We start from the raw sequence: 20,288 nt of genomic DNA, 5'->3' as shown, positions 1-20,288 counted from the left end.
GGTGCCTGCGGCGCGCGACCACCCAGCGGATCGGCGCGGCGTTGCTGGTGCTGGCAGGGTTATTCGCGCAGGCCGACGCGACGCAGCTGGCCGATGATGACGAAGGTCTGGACCACAGCAACGCTGCACTCGGGATGCCGCGTTTCAAGGGCGATGCGCAGCCCGTGTCGGCGACTGGCGTGGCCTTCGTTCCAGGGACAGGCTATTTGCCACGGGTCTTCGCGGTCGACCGCGCGGCCGGCGCCGGCAGTGCGCCTGGCAAGGATTTCTGGATCGATCGCATGCTCGCGCGTCGTGGTCGCGAGGGTGATCGCGATGGTCAGGACGGCAATCGCTGGTTGTTCACGCGCGGCCGCGCCGCGTACATGTACACCCATCGACCCGAGGTGCCGGGTTTCGTCGGCGATGTGGCCTATGTGCACAAGACCGGCCACGATGCCTTGTTCCGGTTGCAGCTGGAAGGCGATGGCGCCCCGCTGGCGTTGACCGAGGACAGCGCGCAACGGCGGCAGACACCGAGCTATTTCAGCAGCGTGTACACCGGTGCCGGCGTGCGCCTGCATCTGGTCAAGTTCATCACCGAACAGAACGTGGCGGTGGCCGAGGTCACGTTGTCCAGCACCGATGGCGTGGCACGCAGGTTGCGCGTGCGTGCGACCTCGCCGATGGCCACGCACGCCGATGGCGCGGAATTGATTGGCGCCTTCGTCACCCACAACGCGATCACCACGCTCTTCCCGCGCCTGTCCGGAGATGGTTTTGTGGTCGATGGCGGCAGCCTGCTGCGGCGCGTGGTTGTCCCGGCGACCGGGGCGACACCCACGTTGAAGCTGCAATTGGGCCTGGTCACACGCGAGTTGCCGGCCTCGCTGCAGCAATACCGGCGCATCGCCGCACAGTCGCCACAGCAGGCCTACACCGAGCACGTCGTCGCCTACAACCGCTGGTGGGCCGACAACCTGCCGTATCTGGATACGCCCGAGGACAATCTCGACAAGACCCTGTTCTATCGCTGGTGGTTGCTGCGCTTCAATTTTCTCGATGCCGCGGTGCCCGGCAACGACTATCAGTTTCCGGTGGCGATCGAAGGCGTGCTCGGCTACGACAACGCGATCGTGCTGACCACCGGCATGTTCATCGACGACCTCAAATATCTGCGCGATCCGACGGCTGCCTATGGTTCCTGGCTCGGTGCGGGCGAGACCGCCGGCGGCGGCAAGTACGTGGACAACCCCGGTGCGCCGGAAAACTGGTCCAACTCCTACGCCCAGTATCTCAGTGCCGCGGCGTGGCGGGCCTATCAGGTGCATGGCGGGCCGCCGGCCATCGCCGCACAACTGGCGCGCTATGCCAGCGCCGACGTGGACGCATTGCTGCGCGCCTACGATCGCAACGGCAACGGCCTGATCGAGTACGACTGGGCGGCGATGACCGGCAACGATGCCGATGCGGTGTCCTTCGACTGGGCCAAGCGCCACGGCCAGGCGCGCATGGACCGCAGCGAGAGCGCCTATGTGTACGCCAATGCGCTGGCTGCCGCGCAGGCGGCGCAACTGGCGGGCGACACCGTCACCGCAACGCGAATGCAGGCACTGGCGGCGAAGATCCGCCGTGCCGTGTTGCAGGTGCTGTGGCAGGACCACAGCGCCAGCGCCGACAGCATGGGCCTGCATGGCGACCTGCTCAAGCAGCGTCAGGCCGAGGGCGCGCGTTTGCCGGTGGACTGGAAGGAAACCAATAACTATTACCCCTTCAGTGTCGGTCTGATGCCCAAGCGCGGCGACCCGGACGATGACGCCAAGTACGTGCGCGCGCTGCGTCTGTTCGCCGATGCACGGCAGTTTCCGCTGTTTCCGTTTTACACCGCCAACCAGGCCGATCTGCACGCGCGCGGCGGTGACGGTAGCAATAATTTCTCGGTGATCAATGCCACTGTCGCTTTTCGCCTGCTTGGCAGCGTGCTGCGCGATTATCCCAGCCCTTATCTGGATGCGAGCAGTTATCGCAAACTGCTGTACTGGAATGCCTGGGCACATGATGTCGATGGCGATAATCGCTATCCCGATCAGAACGAATTCTGGGCCGAGGGCATTGCTGCCGATGGCGGCAAGATCGGTTATCGCTCGTGGATCCACCATACTCAACTCGGTGCCACCAACTTCACCGTGATCGAAGATGCGATGGGCCTGCGTCCGCGTAGCGACGCCATGATCGAGCTGTATCCCATCGACATCGGCTGGGATCACTTCGCCGCCGATCACCTGCGTTATCGCGACCGCGATCTGAGCATCGTCTGGGACCGCGATGGTCGTCATTACGCTGGCGCTGCGCCCAAGGGGTATTCGCTGTACCTGGATGGCAAGCTCGCTTTTACTGTCGATCGCCTCGCGCACGTCATTTACGACCCGGCCAGTGGTCGCGTGCGCGCAGCGCCGGATGCGGTCAACGCCGATGCGGCGCAGGTGCAGGTGTTGGCCGCGCACACGCTGGCACTGCAAGCGCCGCAGCAGGTGCGATTCCCTGCCAGCGCGCGGATCGGCACGGTCCTGGCCGATGCCGGGGTGGATATCGGCCTGCCAGCCGCCGCGCGCAATCTGGCGCAGGGTGCGGCGGTCAGTGCGAGCTTCGCTGCCGAGGGTTTCCCGGCGACGGCGGCGGTGGACGGCAGTACCGCCAACGAACCGTTCTGGGGGACCGTCGGATCGGCGGCGCACAGCGACTGGATCGCCCTGGATCTAGGCCAACCGCAGACGCTGGATGATGTGCGGGTGTATTTTTATCGCAGTTCATCGCCGCCCGGCGAGCAGCACGGCTTCCCCTCAGGGACGCGCGCCGGCTATGCGCCGCCATGGCTGTATGTGTTGCAGTATTTCGATGCGGGCGTCTGGAAGACCGTGCCGGGCCAGGTTCGCGACAGGCTGATCGCGCAGGGCAACCGCAACCGCATCCGTTTCCCGCCACTGCGCGCGCAGCGCTGGCGTCTGCAGGTGACCCACGCTGGCGCGCAGCGCACCGGGATCAAGGAAATCCAGGCCTACGCCACCGGCATCGCGGCGCCGGTGGCCGGCGCTAACGATGCGCCGCAAGTCGAAGCCTGGCAGCAGGACGGTGTTGCCGCCGACGGCGCGGCGCATGTGAGTGGCCGCGTCGGTGACGACGCGCGGCCCAACGGCACGCTGGCGTTGCAGTGGCGCGCGCTGCGCACGCCGCCGGGTGGTGCGGCGATCTTCGCGCAAGCGCAGGACGCCAGCAGTGCGGTGCGCTTCACCGTTCCCGGTGCTTACACGCTGCGCTTGCAGGCCGACGATGGCGCATTGCAGGGGCATGCGGATGTCGAGGTGATCGCTCGGCCATTGCCTGCCGAGCAGGCATTGCAAGTGCAGGGCGAGGCCGAACCGAGTGCGCAGTTCACTGCGGCCCATCATCGTCTGCAGGCGCTCAACGATGGTTGGAGGCCGGCGTCGGGGCAGGTGCCAGCGGCGGATCGGCGCTGGGGCAGTTGGGGGCGTGCGCAACCGGCGTCGCTGTGGGTGCAGTATCAATGGCCGCAACCGCAACGGTTGAATGCGACCGCGCTGTATTTCTGGGACGATCAGCCGCAGGGCGGGGTGGCGTTGCCACGCGGCTGGACGCTGCAGTATCGCGATGGCACGCAGTGGCGCGAGGTGGTTGTGCGCGGTGATTATCCGGTGCTGGGCGGCGGCGCGGCGAGTCGGGTCGCGTTCGCGCCGGTGACCACCACTGCGCTGCGCGTGGTCCTGCAAACGGCGATGCAGGGCGACGGACATGCGGCGGTTGGTATCGACGAATGGCAAGTGTTCGCCGAGCGTGCGGTGGGCACCGAGGCGGTGGACGTGCGCGTTGCACCGGGGCAAGTGCCGGCACTGCCGGAACGGATCGCCGGTTATTTCGCCGATGGTCGTTGGGCTTGGTTGGGAGTGCGCTGGTCGCAACTGGATCCGGCCGCGTTGGCTGTCGAGGGGCGTGTCCAGGTGCAGGGTCTGGCCGATGGCGCAGTTCCAGTGAGCGCTAGCCTCTGGGTGCGCGCGAATGCGCCGGGTCAGATCAACACGGTGCAGGCGCCGCCGCCGGTGCATGTGCGTGTCGGGCAAACGCCGGTGCTGCCGGCGTTCGTCGGCGTGCAATACAACGACGGCTCGCGCGAGCGCGTGCCGGTGCGCTGGTCGCCGCTGGCGCCGACGGTCGCTGCCATGCCGGGCAGCGTGCGTGTCGAAGGACAGGCGCAGGGACGCGACGGCAGTGGAAGCATGCCGGTGCGTATGCAACTGCTGATCGACCCGGCGTCGGCACCATGAGCGGGCTGTGCGCGCGGGCGCTGTTGCTGCTGGCGACATGCGCGATGACCGGTGCCGTGGCAGCATCGCCAGCGGCGTTGCGTTCGCGTCAGGTGCATGCGCTCGGCAATCCAATCCTGGCCGATGGCCGCGATTACTCCGCCGACCCGGCGCCGCTGGTGGCCGACGGCAAGCTGTACATCATCGCCGGTCGCGACGAAGCGCCACCGGAGGTCAACGACTTCGTCATCCCGCGTTGGCAACTGCTGGTCACTGACGACGTTGGCCGTGGTCGCTGGACCCATTATCCGGCCCTGCTGCGCCCGGAGCAGGTGTTCGCGTGGGCGGCACCGGGGCATGCCTATGCCGCGCAGATCGTGCAGGGCACGGATCGACGTTATTACCTGTATGCCCCGGTGCAAGAAGCGCATTCGCGCAATGCCGATGCATTCGCGATTGGTGTGGCGGTGGCCGACAGTCCGCTGGGGCCGTGGCGCGATGCGCATCCGCAGGGGCCGATCCTGTCGCAGTCGCTGCCGGTGCGCAACACGATTCAGAACATCGACCCCACGGTGCTGGTCGACGACGATGGCCGCGTCTATGCGTATTGGGGCACGTTCGGGACATTGTTCGGCATCGAGCTGGAACGGGACATGGTCACGCCGAAGGGGCCGGTGGTCGCGGTGAAAAGCTTGGATGGATATTTCGAGGCGCCATGGGTGTTCAAGCGTCGCGGCACTTACTACATGGCTTACGCCGCCAACAACGCCGGCCCCGATTCGGCGTGCACGCCGACGCTGTATCACGCCTGCATCGCCTATGGCACCGCGCCATCGCCGCTGGGGCCGTGGACGTATCGCGGTGTGGTGTTGGATCCGGTGTCTTCGGCCACCTCGCATCCTGGCATCGTCCAGTTCAAGGGCCAGTGGTACCTCGTCTATCACACCGCCGATGCCAAGGGGGGCGGTCATTTTCGCCGTAGCGTGGCCATCGATACATTGCAGTGGGACGATAGCGTGAGCCCTGCGCGCATGCGCAAGGTATTGCCGACGCACCGGCCCAGGCCAGCGCCGTCGCCATCGCGCAACCTCGCCGCGGCGGCCATCGCCACCGCGTCCAATAGCCCGGCCATTCCGGTGCAGTATTGGATCGCCGCGCTCAACGATGGCGTGGTGAATGCGCATCCGTTGCCGCCGCAGATGTGGGGGAGCTGGACCTCGCACAATCCGTCGCAACAATGGATCCAATATGGCTGGGCAGCGCCGGTCACATTGAATGGCAGCCGCATCGTGTTCTTCGCCGACCAGCCTGCCGGGGCTGCCATCGGCGTGGCGCCGCCACGTGCCTGGCATCTGGAATACCGCACGCAGGGACGTTGGTTGCCGATTCCCGGAGTCAGCCGATACCCGAATGCGGTGGGGCGATTCCAGCGCGTCGCCTTCGCACCGGTGCGCACACGCTGCGTGCGCGCGGTGTTCGATGCCTCCGGTGATGGCCGCACATACGCTGCGGTGGCAGTGCAGGAGTGGGAAATGCTCGCGCCGCGAGCGCAGATATTGCCGCCGCGTGCGCCGTCGCATGCGCAGGCATCGTGTGATGTGGGAGAAAGCAGACAATGAAATCAGTGAAATCAGAAGGTAACTCCATGCAGGCCGCTGTGGTTGCAGACAGGTCTGTGCAGCAATTGCGGTCGTCGCAGCCGCTTGCCATGGGCGTGCGTGGCTGTTTGATGCTGTTATTGACGGCAATGCCCTTTTACGCGGCGGCGGCCGGCGCGCCCAGTGAGGCCGATTATCAGAACGCACAGTCGCTGCGCACACGCTATGCCGCGCTGGTGGATCAGGAGCCCGCCTATCCGGCCTGGGTCGATAACGCGCACTTTCTCTACCGCATTGGCCGGATACGCGCGGGCAAGGCCCCACGACAGGACTATTTGCTGGTGGATGTACGCAGTGGCGAGCAACGCCCCCTGTTCGATCCGCAGCGGTTGGCCGACGCCCTGACGCAGGGCGGGGACGGCACGGTGGCTGCCGACGATCTGCAACTGCGCCAGGTGAGCATGAGCGCCGATGGCATGCTGTCGTTCGTGCGTGGTACCGCAGCACATTGGCGTTGCGATCTGCATGCGTATCGCTGTGAACCTCAGCGTGATAGTGGTGAGGATGCCGATTCCTACGATATGGCCCCGCCACGCCAGGAAGGCCCCGAATACGGGCAGCTGTCTGCCGATGGCCGTCAGCGCGCCTGGGTGGAGCAGGGCAATCTGGTGGTCGACCGCGCCGATGGCAGCGGCAAGGTCCGGCTCAGCCGCGATGGCGGCAAGGACAGCTATTACGCCGCCGACAGCATTGCCTGGTCGCCGGATGCGCGTCGGCTGATCGCCTGGCGGGTGACGCCCGCGCCGCCGCACGTGGTGTACTACATCGAATCGGCCCCTGCCGATCAGTTGCAACCGAAGTTGCATCAACAGGTCTACACCAAACCTGGCGACCCGCTGCCTGTGATCCGTCCGGTGCTCTTCGATGTTGCCTCCGGGCGTGCGATTGAGATCGACAACGCGTTGTTTCCCACTGCGTTCGGGCTTACACCGCCGCGCTGGCGCGACGATGGCCGCAGCATCACCTTCGAGTACAACCAGCGTGGTCATCAGCTTTACCGGGTGATTGAAGTGGATGCTGGCAGTGGTCACACGCGCACCTTGATCGAAGAAACTTCGCGAACGTTCATCGATTATTCCGACCTCGGTGGCGACCACATCAACGGCGGCAAACACTTCCGCCAGGATCTGGACGACGGCAAGCAGATTTTGTGGGGCTCCGAGCGCGATGGTTGGGAACACCTTTACCTGTACGACGGCAAGAGTGCGCGTGTCGTGCGGCAAGTCACACACGGGCCGTGGGTGGTGCGCAAGGTCGATCGTGTCGATCCGGCGACGCGGCAGCTCTGGTTCACCGCCTCGGGGATGAACCCCGGCGAGGATCCGTACTATCGCCATGCCTATCGCATCGGCCTGGACGGTGGCGATCCGGTGGCGCTGACCCCGGAGGCGTCCGACCACCAGGTGTTCCCGTCGCCGGACGGACGCTGGCTGCTGGACCTGTATTCACGTGTGGATCAAGCGCCGGTGTTAGTGCTGCGCCATGCCGAAGACGGCACGGTGGTGCGCACCATCGCGCATGCCGATATTTCCCGCCTGCTTGCCGCCGGCTGGCAGCCGCCGTTGCCGTTTCATGCGCCTGGTCGCGACGGCCGCACCGAAATCTGGGGCGTGATCCACCGTCCGCAAGCGCTGGATCCGGCACGCAAGTACCCGGTGGTGGAGGCCATCTATGCCGGGCCGCAGGGCTCGTTCGTGCCGAAGACGTTCACCACCTGGGTCCCTGCGCTGACCGCGCTGGGATTTGCGGTCGCGCAGATCGACGGCATGGGCACCAACAACCGCTCGCGCGCTTTCCACGATGTGGCCTGGCGCAATCTCAAGGATGGCGGTTTCCCTGATCGCATTCTGTGGCACCAGGCCGTCGCCGCGCGTTATCCCTGGTATGCGATCCAGGGCGGTATCGGCGTGTTCGGCACTTCCGCCGGCGGCCAGAATGCGTTGGGCGCGCTGTTGTTCCATCCCGAGTTCTACCGCGTCGGCGTGGCCAATTCCGGCAGCCATGACAATCGCATGGACAAAATCTGGTGGAACGAGCAATGGATGGGCTGGCCAATCGGGCCGTGGTACGCGGCCTCGTCCAATGTCGACAACGCCTGGCGGTTGCAGGGCCATCTGTTGCTGGTGACTGGCGACATGGACAAGAACGTCGATCCGGCCAGCACCTTCCAGGTGGTCGATCGGCTGGTCAAGGCCGGCAAGGAGTTCGATTTGCTGCTGGTCCCCGGTGGCGACCATGGTGCCGGTGGCGCGTATGGCGAGCGTCGCTTGCTGGATTTCTTCGTGCGTTGGTTGCAGCACGCGCCAACCCCGGACTGGAACCGCTCGCCCACCACCCAGCGCAGCGAGCATCGATGACGCCTCACGGAGACGTTCGATGTTCCCCATTCATGCAAATTTCCGCATACATTGCCACCGTCGCCGACAAGACACTGTGCGAGGGCGATGGGATAGTCAGGGTGGTGTGCGGATGCCTTGGTGCGGTGTGGGGCGCTGCTGCGGTGCCTGGAGTATTCGGACAGGCAAGTGCGTCAATCCCATCCGTGCCGTGCGGGTGATCGTCCAAGAGGAGTCCCAGATGCCGATGTTGAGCCGTGTCTCGTTCGCCTGTCTGCAAGCGCGCGCGCGATGAGCAAGACACCCTGGAGCTGCGATGGCGCAATGGGCGATGCCTTCGGGCGTCATCGCGATCACGCCGCAAGCGCCGCGTTGGATCCATCACGGCGTCGCTTCCTGCAATGGAGCGCGTTGGCGATGGCGGCCGGATTGCTGCGCTTTCCGCAAGATGCCGCCGCGTCCACCCCCGGGCGGGTGCAGGCGCTGCCGTTGCGGCAGATCACGCTCAAACCGTCGCTGTTTCTGGATTCGCTGCAGACCAACCGTCGCTACCTGCTGGAACTGGAGCCGGATCGCCTGCTGCACAACTTCCTGCAGTATGCCGGGTTGCCGCCGAAGGGCGCGGTCTACGGCGGCTGGGAGGGCGATACCATCGCCGGGCACACACTGGGGCATTACCTCAGCGCCTTGTCCAAGATGCATGCGCAGACCCGCGATGGCGATTTGCGCGTGCGCATCGACTACATCGTCGCCGAACTGGCGCGCGCCCAGGCGAAGGATCCGGACGGCTATGTCGGCGGCTTCACCCGCAAGACCGACAACGGCAAGATCGAAGGCGGCAAGGCGGTGATGGAGGACGTGCGTCGCGGCATCATCAAGGGCAGCAAGTTCAATCTCAACGGCAGTTGGTCGCCGCTGTACACCCAGCACAAGCTGTTCGCCGGCCTGCTCGACGCGCATGCCCTGGGCGATAACGCGCAGGCGCTGACGGTGCTGCTGAAGGTGGCCGGTTACTTCGCCGGAGTCTTCGACGCGCTCGACCATGCGCAGATGCAGACCTTGTTGGATACCGAGTTCGGTGGACTCAACGAATCCTTCATCGAGCTGGGCGCGCGCACCGGGCAGGAGCGCTGGATTGCGATCGGCAAGCGACTGCGCCACGAGAAGATCATCGACCCGCTCGCCGCCGGGCACGATGTGCTGCCGCACATCCATGCCAATACCCAGGTGCCCAAGTTCATCGGCGAGGCGCGCCAGTTCGAAGTCGCCGGCGATGCCGATGCGGCGGCGGCGGCGCGCTTTTTCTGGGAGACCGTGACCGCGCACTACAGCTATGTGATCGGCGGTAATTCGGACCGCGAATATTTCCAGGAGCCGGACAGCATCGCCGGGTTCCTCACCGAGCAGACCTGCGAGCATTGCAACAGCTACAACATGCTCAAGCTGACCCGGCATCTGTACCAATGGACGCCGCAGGCGCGCTATTTCGACTACTACGAGCGCACTTTGCACAATCACACGATGGCCGCGCAGCATCCGGCCACCGGCATGTTTACTTACATGACGCCGATGATCAGCGGCGGCGAGCGTGGGTTTTCCGATAAGTTCGATTCGTTCTGGTGTTGTGTCGGCAGCGGCATGGAAGCGCATGCGCAGTTCGGCGATGCGATCTACTGGCAGGACGAGGCGGCGTTGTATGTCAACCTGTACATTCCCTCGCGGCTGGACTGGAGCGAGCGCGATCTGTCGCTGGAGCTGGACAGTGGCGTGCCCGAAAACGGCAAGGTGCGTTTGCAGGTGCTGCGTGCCGGCGCGCGCGCGCCACGGCGCCTGTTGTTGCGGGTGCCCGCCTGGTGTCAGGGACGCTATACGCTGCGTTTCAATGGCAAGCGGCTGCGGCGTACGCCCAGCGATGGCTATCTGACGTTGGAGCGCGACTGGCGCAGTGGCGATGTGATCGAATTGGAACTGGCCACGCCGCTGCGGCTGGAACATGCGGCCGGCGATCCGCAGACCGTGGTGGTGATGCGCGGTCCGTTGGCCTTGGCAGCCGATCTCGGGCCGGTCGGCACGCCCTACGATGCGCCGGATCCGGCGTTGGTGGCGGCGGCCGATCCGCTGGCCGGTTTCGCCGAATTGCCGCAGCCGGGGCATTTCCTCGCCAGTGACACGCAGCCGCCAGGGCTGACCTTCGTGCCGTTCTATGCCCAGTACGAGCGGCGCAGTGCGCTGTACTTCAAGCGCATGCAGCCGGCGCAGTGGACGCAGGAAACGGCGCGGCGCGCGCGCCAGCAGGCCGAGCAAGATAGTCTGCGTGCGATTGCGGTGGACATGATCCAGTTCGGCGACGAGGCATCGGAGAAAGCGCACAAACTGCGCAGCGATACCTCCTTCGGTGGTGCCTACCGTCGCCAGCAATGTCGCGATGTGCGTGGCAAGGGCTTTGTCGAATTCCAGATGCGCGGTAGTCAACAGCCATTGGTGCTGCGCCTGCGTTTCTGGGGGAGCGACAAGGGCCGTTTCAATATTCTGGTGAATGGCAAGCTGGCCGTGGAGGTGCAAGTGGAAGGCGGACAGGTGATCGATTTCGTGGATCGCAACTACCCACTGCCGCCGGCATTGACCGCCGATGCCGCGATGCTGACCTTCCGCCTGGAACCGCAGCATGGCGATACCGCCGGGCCGCTGTTCGGCGGCTGGCTGATTCCGGTCGCGCGCGCATGATCGCCCGCTGTGTACACGGCAGTGTGTCTGAGTGCCGTTTGAGGAGCGCCTCGCGCCTGCGCGCCGTGATTTGCGCGACCGGCTGGTTGTGGCGTGGCCTGTTCGGTCTGGGCGCGCTTGCCGGCGCGGGGTGCGCGCATGCGCCCACTGCCGGTGCCGCCATGGCGGCGGCCAGTCCGTTGCAGGGCGTGTGGGTCATCGCGCCGGAGCCGACGTTTCCAGGTCTGCGCTATCTGCGCATCGCCCAGCGCGACGGTCAGGCGCAGGGCAGCATCACCACCGACTGGTACGGCGATCTGCCGATGCAGCAGTTGCGCCTGGACGGCACCGTGGCCCGGTTCGCAATCGACAACGGCAATGCGCACTTGTCCGCGCAGCCATGGACCGCGACCCTGGAGCATGGCCAACTGCACGTGGTCGGCCGCATCTGGCACAAACAGATCGACCTGCGCGCCACCCGTGGCAGTGAAGCCGACGCGGCGCGGTTGGCGTTCCAAATCGCACCGCTGCCGGCATACGCCCCGCTACCGAGCGATGGCCTGGCGCGGACTCCACCACTGGGCTGGAATAGTTGGAACCGTTTCGCCGAGCACATCGACGACGCCACCGTGCGTCGCATCGCCGATGCCATGGTCGCCTCGGGCCTGCGCGATGCCGGCTACGTCTACGTCAACATCGACGATGGCTGGCAGGGCCAGCGCGACCGCGATGGTGTGCTGCAGCCGAACGCACGTTTCCCGGACATGCGCGCGTTGGCCGACTACGTGCACAGCAAGGGGCTCAAGCTCGGCCTGTACAGTTCGCCCGGGCCAAAGAGTTGCGCCGGTTATCCGGGCAGCTACGGCCACGTCGAACAGGACGCGCGGACCTGGGCAGGCTGGGGCATCGACTATCTCAAATACGACCTGTGCTCGGGTGAGGGTATCTTCCGCGAACCGCAGCAGGTGCGCCGCGCCTATTTGCAGATGGGTCAGGCGTTGCGCGCCAGCGGGCGACCCATCGTCTATAGCCTGTGCGAGTACGGGCGCGATCATGTCGGCCAATGGGGGCGCGAGGTCGGCGGGCATTTGTGGCGCACCACCGGCGACATCAAGGACACCTACGCGAGCATGGCCGCCAACGGCTTCGAGCATAACGGCGATCCGGCCGATGCCGGGCCTGGTGGCTGGAACGATCCGGACATGCTCGAGGTCGGTAACGGTGGCATGAGCGAGGACGAATATCGCACCCATCTGGCGTTGTGGGCCATGTCGGCAGCACCGTTGCTGCTGGGCAACGACCTGCGCCAGATGACCCCGGCCACATTGGCGTTACTGCGCAACCGGGAGGTGCTGGCCATCGACCAGGATGCGCTGGGCGTGCAGGGCAGGGCGGTACGCACGGACGGCGCAATCGAAATCTGGCGCAAGCCGTTGGCCGATGGCGGTATTGCCCTGGGGGTGTTCAACCGCGATGCGCAGCCGCACCAGGTGGCGTTGACCGCGCAGGACGCGGGAACCATATTGCGGGGCCGTCGTTGGCGCGATTTATGGCACGGCCAGACGCACCCGGCGCATCAACTCCGCAGCGTGCAGGTTGCCGCGCATGGCGTGGTGTTGCTGCGGCTGTCGCCGCCACCGGCTGTACGCCACGCATTGAATCGGCAGTAAGACGATGCGGTGTTGTATGCATGGCGTCCGCGACGCCGCGCATTCATTTGCATATTGGGCGTGCGTTTGGATTGAGTGATGGATGGCTGCCGCGTCTGCTCTCATCCAATACCTTGCGCCATGCCGTCCGGTGATTGGCACTAGCGTGTCGCGTCACCGCGACCATGCGTTATTCCGCATGCGAAACCGCTAATTGCGACAAGACGCGAATATACGATCCGGTGCAAATTGTGACCAGATTATGAAGATTTCATCCCGGATTTTGTCAGTGAATCCAACTGCGCTCGGGATTGTTGCGACGCGCTGGTCTTGTTCGTTTTGCATGCAGGTGCATGGATCTGCGCGATATGGATTTTGTATTGCGTCATGCGGCCATTGGACGGACTGAACTCGCCGTAGCGTCCCCGGCACCGCCAAGGTGCCATTCGTTGCAGGTCGGTACGTCGGCTCCGCGCTGGCGTGGTGTCGTTCGGCCTGCGTTTTTTGAATGCTGTTGTGCTTTGTCATTGCCCAAGGAGAGTTTTCATGCCGTTTCCGCCACCATGCGCATCTTCTCATCGCCATGCCGTATCGCCGTTGGCATTGGCGATCGCCGTCGCTTCCGCGTTAGGCAGTGCGTGGTCGGCGCAAGCACAGCAGGCCCCTGCCGATGGTGCGCCGCAGACCCTGGATAGCGTCGTGGTGACCGGTTCGCGCTTGCGCCGGGTCGATGCGGAAACCGCCAATCCGGTGGTGACGATCAATCGCGCGCAGATCGAGGCGACCGGTAAGGCCACGCTTGGCGATCTGGTCCAGGAATTGCCGTCGATCGCCGGCAACGCGACCAATCCCAATACCAACAATGGTGGTGGTACCGGTGCATCAGTGGTGTCGTTGCGCGGTCTCGGCGAAAAGCGCACGCTGATTCTGGTGAATGGCACGCGTTTGGCCAATAACGATGTCAACGCGATTCCCGCGACGATGATCGAGCGGGTGGAAGTGCTCAGCGACGGCGCTTCGGCGGTGTACGGTTCGGATGCGATCGGTGGTGTGGTCAACTTCATTCTGCGCAAGGGCTTTGATGGCGTCGAATTCAGTAGCGACTTCGGTACCAGCGCGCGCAGCGATGGCAACAGACGCAATTTTTCGCTCACAGCGGGCAAGACCGGTGAGCGCAGCAGTCTCGTCGCGGGGCTGTCCTATCACGACATCGATCCGGTCTCTGCCGGCGAGCGTCCTTACTCCAGGAACGCGCTGTCGCTGATCGACGGCAAGTCGGTCAAGCAGGGGTCCTCGGCCACCCCCACCGGCACCGTCAGCTTCAACGATGGCTCGCCCGCCGCCAAGGCGCTGGCGGTCCGCAATGGCTGTTCTCGGGTGACCTTCAACGGCGGCAACAGCAGCCCGACCGATCCCAGTCAGTATCACTGCTACGTCGCTTCCACCGATTCCTATAATTATCAACCGTACAACCTGTTGCAGACGCCGCAGAAGCGCACCAATGCCTTCGTGATCGGCACGTTCCGCTTCGACGATCACCTGGAAGGCTACCTCAACACGTACTTCAGCAAGACCACCTCGGCCTCGGTCATCGCGCCGATCCCGCTCTTCGCCAACGGCGACAACTTCCTGGTCTCGGCGAACAGTTACTACAACCCGTTCGGGATCGATTTCGGCACCGACCGCAGTAGCGGTAATTCCTACAGCAGCTTCAATACCCGCGCCACGGTGCTGGGCAACCGCCGCTATGCATACAACACCTACAATTTTCAGATCAGCCCTGGTCTGCGTGGTAGCTTCGGCGACAGTTCCTGGCAGTGGGATGCCAGCGTCAATTACGGCAAGGTCAAGCAGAAGTCGATCAATGAGGGCTTCCTGGACTACGCCGGTTTCAATGCGGCGGTCGGGCCATCGTTCCTGGATCGCGACGGCACGGTCAAATGCGGCAGCGCCGGTGCGGTGATCGCCGGCTGTACCCCGGTCGATGTGTTCAACCTCAACAACCCAGCCAATCAGGCCGCGTTGCGGGCCTTGCAAGTCAATCCGACCGTGACCAGTGTGTACACGGTCAAACAGTTCGAAGCCAACGTCAACGGCAACGTGTTCGATCTGCCGGCCGGCGCGGTGAGCCTGGCGGCCGGTGTGAGCTACCGGAAGGAAAGCACCTCCACCGCCGCCGATCCACTATGGACGGGCGACGAGAACGGCATCTGCGGTGTGCTCGAATACTGTGCCAGCGTGCTCGGTGGCAGTTTCAGCGTCAAAGAAGCGTATGCCGAGGCGTTGTTCCCGCTGCTGTCTGGGCTGCATGGCGTACATTCGCTGAACCTGACTGTCGGCAGTCGCTTTTCCGATTACGACACCGTCGGCAGCAAGACCAACAGCAAATTGGCGTTGGAGTACCGCCCGATCGAGAACCTGTTGCTGCGCGGCACGGTCTCGCAGGTGTTCCGTGCTCCCAATATCGGCGAGCTGTACTCGGGCGTGGTCGGTGACGCCCCGTCGGTCAACGATCCGTGCGACGGCTACCGTGGTGGCCACGCGGCGGCCTGTGCCCATGTGCCCACTGACGGCAGTTATCAGCAGGAGAACAATCAGGTCTCCGCCAAGGCCTCCGGCGCGGTGGTGGCGGGTTACCGGCTGAAACCGGAGACGGGCAAGTCCTACGATTTCGGCATGGTCTACGATCCGGGTTGGGTGGATGGCCTGTCGCTCAGTGCGGATCTGTGGAAGATCAATTTGAAGGACACTATCACCGGAGTGTCGGCGCAGACGGTGTTGAATCAGTGCTACGCCAACGACGCCAGCCCATTCTGCTCGCTGATTCATCGCAACGACAACGGCACGGTCAACTACATCGCCGAGCCGACGGTGAATCTCGGCAAGCTGTGGGCTAGCGGCGCCGATTTCAGCTTGAATTATCGCTTGCCGCAGACTGCCTGGGGGAGCTTCAACGCCAGCCTCAACGGCACCTATGTGATTCGCTACGATATCAATCCCAATACCGCCGATCCCGATACTGTCACCATCCACAACGCCGGCAAGTACACCTACGCTTACGGCAATTTCCCGCGCTGGCGCGGCCTCGGCACGTTGAGCTGGAATTTGGGCGACTGGAGCGCGACGTGGCGCATGCGTTATGTCGGTCCTACCCAGATCGGTAGTGCAGACGCGCGTCAGGGATTGTCGGCCGATGTCGGCCAGCCCAATGTCGTGCGCAATATCGGCGCTTATGTCTATCACAGCGTGCAGGTCGGCTATCAGGTCAAGCCGTGGCACACCCGCTTCGAAGTGGGGGTGGACAACCTGACCGACCGACAGCCGCCGCTGTATTACGCCAACAACGTCGTCAATGCCAACACCGATGTGGCGACCTACGATTTGATCGGACGTTACTACTGGGTGCGGGCGACGCTGAAGTTCTAGGTCGGAGAAGTTTTAGACTGGTGCCGGCGTGGCCGTTAGCGCTCGCGCTGCTAATGCGGTGCGACTGCGCATTGCAGTGTTGCTCGCATCCTGCAAGCCGATGTCGATGCCGAGGATGGACGAAAAAAGGGCCCGCAGGCCCTTTTTTCGTTTCCGCTTGCGTTCTCAGCGTCAGTGCATTGTGGCCTGCATGGCGTAGCGATGCAGGCCCGCCACCGCTTACGCCGACAATTCCAGCAACAACTTGTTGAGCCGGCGCACGTAGGCGGCTGGGTCCTTGAGGCTGTCGCCAGCGGCCAGCGCCGCCTGATCGAACAGCACCCGGGCCAGATCACCGAAGCGATCGACATCCGGTTCCGCATCCAGCTTCTCGATCAGCGGATGCGCGGGGTTGAATTCGAACACCGGCTTGCTCTCCGGCAGCTTCTGCCCGCTGGCTTCCAGGATCTGCCGCATCTGCAGGCCCATATCGCCCTGGCCGATGGCAAGAATTGCCGGTGAATCGGTCAATCGGTGCGAGACCCGCACCTCGGCGACCTCGTCCTTGAGTACCTGCTGGATGCGCTCGGCCAACCCTTGCTTGGCCTTGGCCGCTTCTTCCTGCGCCTGCTTTTCTTCTTCGCTGTCGAGCTGGCCCAGGTCCAGGTCGCCGCGCGCCACATCGACGAAGGATTTGCCGTCGAACTCGGTGAGATAGCTCATCAGCCACTCGTCGATGCGGTCGGTGAGCAGGAGCACTTCGATGCCCTTCTTGCGGAACACTTCCAGGTGCGGGCTGTCCTTGATCTGCGCATAGCTTTCGCCGGTCAGGTAGTACAGCTTGTCCTGGCCGTCCTTCATCCGCGCCACGTAGTCGGCCAGGGACACGTTCTGGGCGTCGTCGCCGCTGTGGGTAGACGCGAAGCGCAGCAGGCCGGCGATCTTCTCGCGGTTGCTAAAGTCCTGGGCCGGGCCTTCCTTCAGCACCTGACCGAAGTTCTTCCACACGCCCTGATAGCGTTCGGGATCGTCCTTGGCCAGCTTCTCCAGCATGTCCAGTGCGCGCTTGGTCAGCGCCGACTTCATCGAGTCGATCACGGGGCCCGATTGCAGGATTTCGCGCGATACGTTCAGCGACAGGTCGCTGGAATCGACGATGCCCTTGATGAAACGCAGATACAGCGGCAGGAACTGCTCGGCCTGGTCCATGATGAACACGCGCTGCACGTACAGCTTGAGCCCGCGCGAGGCATCGCGCTGGTACAGGTCGAACGGGGCGCGGCCGGGCAGGTACAGCAGCGAGGTGTACTCCAGTTTGCCTTCGACCTTGTTGTGGCTCCACGCCACCGGGTTTTCGTGGTCGTGGGCGATGTGTTTGTACAGTTCCTGATATTCCTCGTCCTTGATCTCGTTGCGCGGCCGCGTCCACAACGCGCTGGCGCGATTGACGGTCTCCCACTCCGGGGTTTCCGGCTTGTCCTTGTCCTCGCCGTAGTGTTCCTTGGTCAGTTCGATCGGCAGGGCGATGTGGTCGGAATACTTGCGCACGATACTGCGCAATTTCCAGCCGTCGGCGAAGCCTTTCTCTTCGTCCTTCAAGTGCAGCACGATGCGGGTGCCGCGCTCGGGCTTGTCGACGGTGGCGACCTCGAACTCGCCTTCGCCACGCGAGGACCAGTGCACGCCGTCGCTGGCCGGCAGCCCGGCGCGGCGGCTGTACACGTCCACTTGATCGGCGACGATGAAAGCGCTGTAGAAGCCGACGCCGAACTGGCCGATCAGGTGCGAATCCTTCTTCTGATCGCCGGACAGGTGCTTGAGGAAATCGGACGTGCCGGATTTGGCGATGGTGCCCAGGTGCGCGACGATCTCCTCGCGGCTCATGCCGATGCCGTTGTCGTCGATGGTGACGGTGCCGGCGTCCTTGTCGAAGCCGATGCGGATACGCAGTTGCGCATCGCCGTCCAGCAGTTCTGGCTTGATCAGCGCCTCGAAGCGCAGTTTGTCGGCCGCGTCGGAGGCATTGGAGATCAGCTCGCGCAGGAAGATCTCCTTGTTGGAATACAACGAATGGATCATCAACTGCAGCAGTTGTTTGACCTCGGTCTGAAAGCCCAGGGTTTCTTTTTGGGTTTCCACGCTCATCGGTAAGTGCTCCATGGAGGACGGATGGCCGTGCACAGGGGCGCGCGGCTCTGCCAGCGGACATGGTGGCGGCAGTGGCCTGCTTCAAGCCGTGTGCCACGCATACGCCAGACAAGCGTGCTGGTCTATCATCCCGGCTCCGTTCCGCACGGTTTGCCGTCGATGCCGACCCCGCGCCTGGTTTCTGTTGTTGTCCAATCTGCGCGAGGCTGCCGATGAACCGTCCCGGCGCGGGGCAGGTGCGCATCATCGGCGGGCGTTGGCGCAATACGCGGTTGCCGGTGCCGGACTTGGCCGGGTTGCGCCCGACCTCCGACCGGGTCCGCGAGACGCTGTTCAATTGGTTGCAGCCGATGTTGCCGGGTGCGCGCGTGTTGGACCTGTTCGCCGGCAGCGGCGCGCTGGGGCTGGAGGCGGTGTCGCGCGGCGCACACAGCGCTTGCCTGGTCGAGCGCGACCCGGCGCAGGCGGCGCAGTTGCGCGCCACCGTCGGCAGATTGCAGGCGCAGTCGCAGGTGCAGGTGGTGCAGGGCGATGCGCTGCGCTGGCTGGCCGAGCACGATGGCGATGCGTCTGTTGACATTGCTTTCGTCGATCCGCCTTTCACTGCGGGTCTGTGGGAAGCGGCGTTGCAGCGTTTGCCGGCGCGGTTGGCGCCCGATGCCTGGCTGTACTTGGAATCGCCCGCCGGGCAAGTGCCGGCACTACCGGTCGGCTGGGCGTTATACCGGCAGGGCGGTAGCCGCGAGGTCCGCGCTGCCCTGTACCGACGTACCGCTGCTACACTGCCCGGCGACTTTCACGCGGTATCCAACGCATGACCGTGGCCCATAGCCGCATCGCCGTGTATCCCGGCACCTTCGATCCGATCACCAACGGGCACATCGATCTGGTCAATCGGGCCGCGCCGCTGTTCGAGCAGGTGGTGGTCGGCGTGGCGCAGAGTCCGTCCAAGGGGCCGACCCTGTCGCTGGAATTGCGCGTGGCCCTGGCCCGCGAGGCGCTGGCCGGACACCGCAACGTGGAGGTGATCGGCTTCGATACGCTGCTGGCGCATTTCGTGCGTTCGGTCGGGGGCGGGGTCCTGCTGCGCGGTTTGCGCGCGGTGTCCGATTTCGAGTACGAGTTCCAGATGGCGAGCATGAACCGGCATCTGATCCCGGAGGTGGAGACGCTGTTCCTCACTCCGGCCGAGCAACATAGTTTCATCTCGTCCTCGCTGGTGCGCGAGATTGCGCGCCTTGGCGGGGACGTGTCCGGCTTTGTTCCGCCGTCGGTGCTGCAAGCGCTGGTTCAGGCCCGCCAGGCAGCGACGCGGGCCTGAGCCGCCCGTCATTCATCGACTACACAGAGGAAACCGTTCCATGAAGACCACCGCACGCGCGTTATTGATTGTCTCGTTGGCCCTGGGCGTGAGCGCCTGCAAAAAGGAAGAGGCGGCCAAGCCGGTCGCCGATGCGCAACCGGCGCTGACCGCCCCGGCCAAGGACGACGATGCCGGTTGGAAAAAATATCTGCAGGAAGTGGCGATCCAGAACATGGGCAACGTCACCAACAGCCCGTTCCTGTACTACTTGCCGCCGGAGTCCGATGCCGAGTTCCAGGCCAAGTACGATCGTCAGGTCGAAAGCGCCACCACCGCCATCGGTCGTGGTATTCAGTCGGGGAACATGCTGGCGTTCGGCTCCTCTGCATCGTCCAAGATGGCCGACCTGATCGCCGCGGTCTTCGCCAAGGTCGAGCCGAACAGCATGAAGGGCGTGCGCGTGGTCTATATCGGTGCCCCGGCGGATAATGCCCGTGTCGAGGCAGTGGTGAAGCCGACCGGCGCCGATTACATCTTCGTCGAGGCCAAGTAAGCCGGGCATCGCCGGCGCGCGTTGCGCGCGTCGGCGGCGTCATCGGCGCATCGCCCGCAACGGGCGACGGCGCAGGCGCAGGCGATCAACGGTGGTCATGCTGCGCCTGCTCTGTGCACGATTGCGCGGGTTGTCTGCCGTCATCGCCCGCGGTGCCGCCATGGCTGGGTTCGCGTCATAGCACGCGCCATGGCATGGTTATTCGAGGTAGCGCATGGCCGTGCCGTCGCGATCCGGT

The 20,288-nt window shown here is 64.4% G+C and carries 10 protein-coding genes; 9 read left to right on the top strand and 1 reads right to left on the bottom strand.

Annotated elements, in window-relative coordinates:
- Positions 1-134 precede the first annotated feature (134 nt).
- The 6 genes from XANALMUS060_RS07885 to XANALMUS060_RS07860 all read left to right on the top strand — a co-directional run bounded on the left by XANALMUS060_RS07885 (position 135) and on the right by XANALMUS060_RS07860 (position 16,067).
- Entirely contained in the window at positions 135-4,316 is a 4,182-nt protein-coding gene (locus XANALMUS060_RS07885; protein ID WP_152640438.1) for an Ig-like domain-containing protein, read from the top strand.
- Between the two features lie 44 nt (positions 4,317-4,360).
- Positions 4,361-5,914: a family 43 glycosylhydrolase gene (locus tag XANALMUS060_RS07880; protein ID WP_235430415.1), complete on the top strand. Its 1,554-nt coding sequence runs from the start codon at positions 4,361-4,363 to the stop codon at positions 5,912-5,914.
- Between the two features lie 110 nt (positions 5,915-6,024).
- Entirely contained in the window at positions 6,025-8,310 is a 2,286-nt protein-coding gene (locus tag XANALMUS060_RS07875; protein ID WP_235430407.1) for a S9 family peptidase, read from the top strand.
- A 303-nt stretch (positions 8,311-8,613) separates the two neighbouring features.
- On the top strand, positions 8,614-11,013 hold the full coding sequence (locus tag XANALMUS060_RS07870) for a glycoside hydrolase family 127 protein (protein ID WP_045737913.1): 2,400 nt from the start codon (positions 8,614-8,616) through the stop codon (positions 11,011-11,013).
- A 65-nt stretch (positions 11,014-11,078) separates the two neighbouring features.
- Positions 11,079-12,662 (top strand): glycoside hydrolase family 27 protein, encoded by a 1,584-nt coding sequence (locus tag XANALMUS060_RS07865; protein ID WP_235430405.1) that lies wholly within the window; start codon positions 11,079-11,081, stop codon positions 12,660-12,662.
- A 525-nt stretch (positions 12,663-13,187) separates the two neighbouring features.
- Positions 13,188-16,067 (top strand): TonB-dependent receptor, encoded by a 2,880-nt coding sequence (locus XANALMUS060_RS07860; RefSeq protein WP_045737912.1) that lies wholly within the window; start codon positions 13,188-13,190, stop codon positions 16,065-16,067.
- A 219-nt stretch (positions 16,068-16,286) separates the two neighbouring features.
- Here XANALMUS060_RS07860 and htpG read toward each other — a convergent pair whose 3' ends face one another.
- Positions 16,287-18,191: a molecular chaperone HtpG gene (htpG, locus tag XANALMUS060_RS07855; protein ID WP_045737911.1), complete on the bottom strand. Its 1,905-nt coding sequence runs from the start codon at positions 18,189-18,191 to the stop codon at positions 16,287-16,289.
- A 215-nt stretch (positions 18,192-18,406) separates the two neighbouring features.
- On the opposite strand from htpG, the gene rsmD reads away from it, so the two are divergent.
- The 3 genes from rsmD to XANALMUS060_RS07840 are packed head-to-tail and all read left to right on the top strand — an operon-like array spanning position 18,407 to position 20,050.
- Positions 18,407-19,012: a 16S rRNA (guanine(966)-N(2))-methyltransferase RsmD gene (gene rsmD, locus XANALMUS060_RS07850; protein ID WP_045737910.1), complete on the top strand. Its 606-nt coding sequence runs from the start codon at positions 18,407-18,409 to the stop codon at positions 19,010-19,012.
- Complete coding sequence (gene coaD, locus XANALMUS060_RS07845; protein WP_045737909.1) at positions 19,009-19,515, top strand: pantetheine-phosphate adenylyltransferase; 507 nt, start codon at positions 19,009-19,011, stop codon at positions 19,513-19,515. The genes rsmD and coaD overlap by 4 nt, the downstream gene beginning before the upstream one ends.
- Before the next feature lie 40 nt (positions 19,516-19,555).
- Positions 19,556-20,050, top strand: a complete 495-nt coding sequence (locus XANALMUS060_RS07840; RefSeq protein ID WP_045727833.1) for a hypothetical protein — start codon at positions 19,556-19,558, stop codon at positions 20,048-20,050.
- Positions 20,051-20,288 lie beyond the last annotated feature (238 nt).

Origin of the sequence: Xanthomonas sp. MUS 060 (assembly GCF_000963215.1) — a bacterium.
Taxonomy (GTDB): Bacteria; Pseudomonadota; Gammaproteobacteria; order Xanthomonadales; family Xanthomonadaceae; genus Xanthomonas_A.
Note: the sequence above shows the minus strand (reverse complement) of the source record. Positions and strands in the feature narration are given on the sequence as shown.

Coding starts and splice junctions, on each gene's coding strand:
- XANALMUS060_RS07860 (WP_045737912.1), top strand. CDS start 13,188: ATGCCGTTTCCGCCACCATGCGCATCTTCTCATCGCCATGCCGTATCG.
- htpG (WP_045737911.1), bottom strand. CDS start 18,191: ATGAGCGTGGAAACCCAAAAAGAAACCCTGGGCTTTCAGACCGAGGTC.
- XANALMUS060_RS07875 (WP_235430407.1), top strand. CDS start 6,025: ATGCTGTTATTGACGGCAATGCCCTTTTACGCGGCGGCGGCCGGCGCG.
- XANALMUS060_RS07880 (WP_235430415.1), top strand. CDS start 4,361: ATGACCGGTGCCGTGGCAGCATCGCCAGCGGCGTTGCGTTCGCGTCAG.
- XANALMUS060_RS07840 (WP_045727833.1), top strand. CDS start 19,556: ATGAAGACCACCGCACGCGCGTTATTGATTGTCTCGTTGGCCCTGGGC.
- coaD (WP_045737909.1), top strand. CDS start 19,009: ATGACCGTGGCCCATAGCCGCATCGCCGTGTATCCCGGCACCTTCGAT.
- rsmD (WP_045737910.1), top strand. CDS start 18,407: ATGAACCGTCCCGGCGCGGGGCAGGTGCGCATCATCGGCGGGCGTTGG.
- XANALMUS060_RS07885 (WP_152640438.1), top strand. CDS start 135: ATGCCGCGTTTCAAGGGCGATGCGCAGCCCGTGTCGGCGACTGGCGTG.
- XANALMUS060_RS07870 (WP_045737913.1), top strand. CDS start 8,614: ATGGGCGATGCCTTCGGGCGTCATCGCGATCACGCCGCAAGCGCCGCG.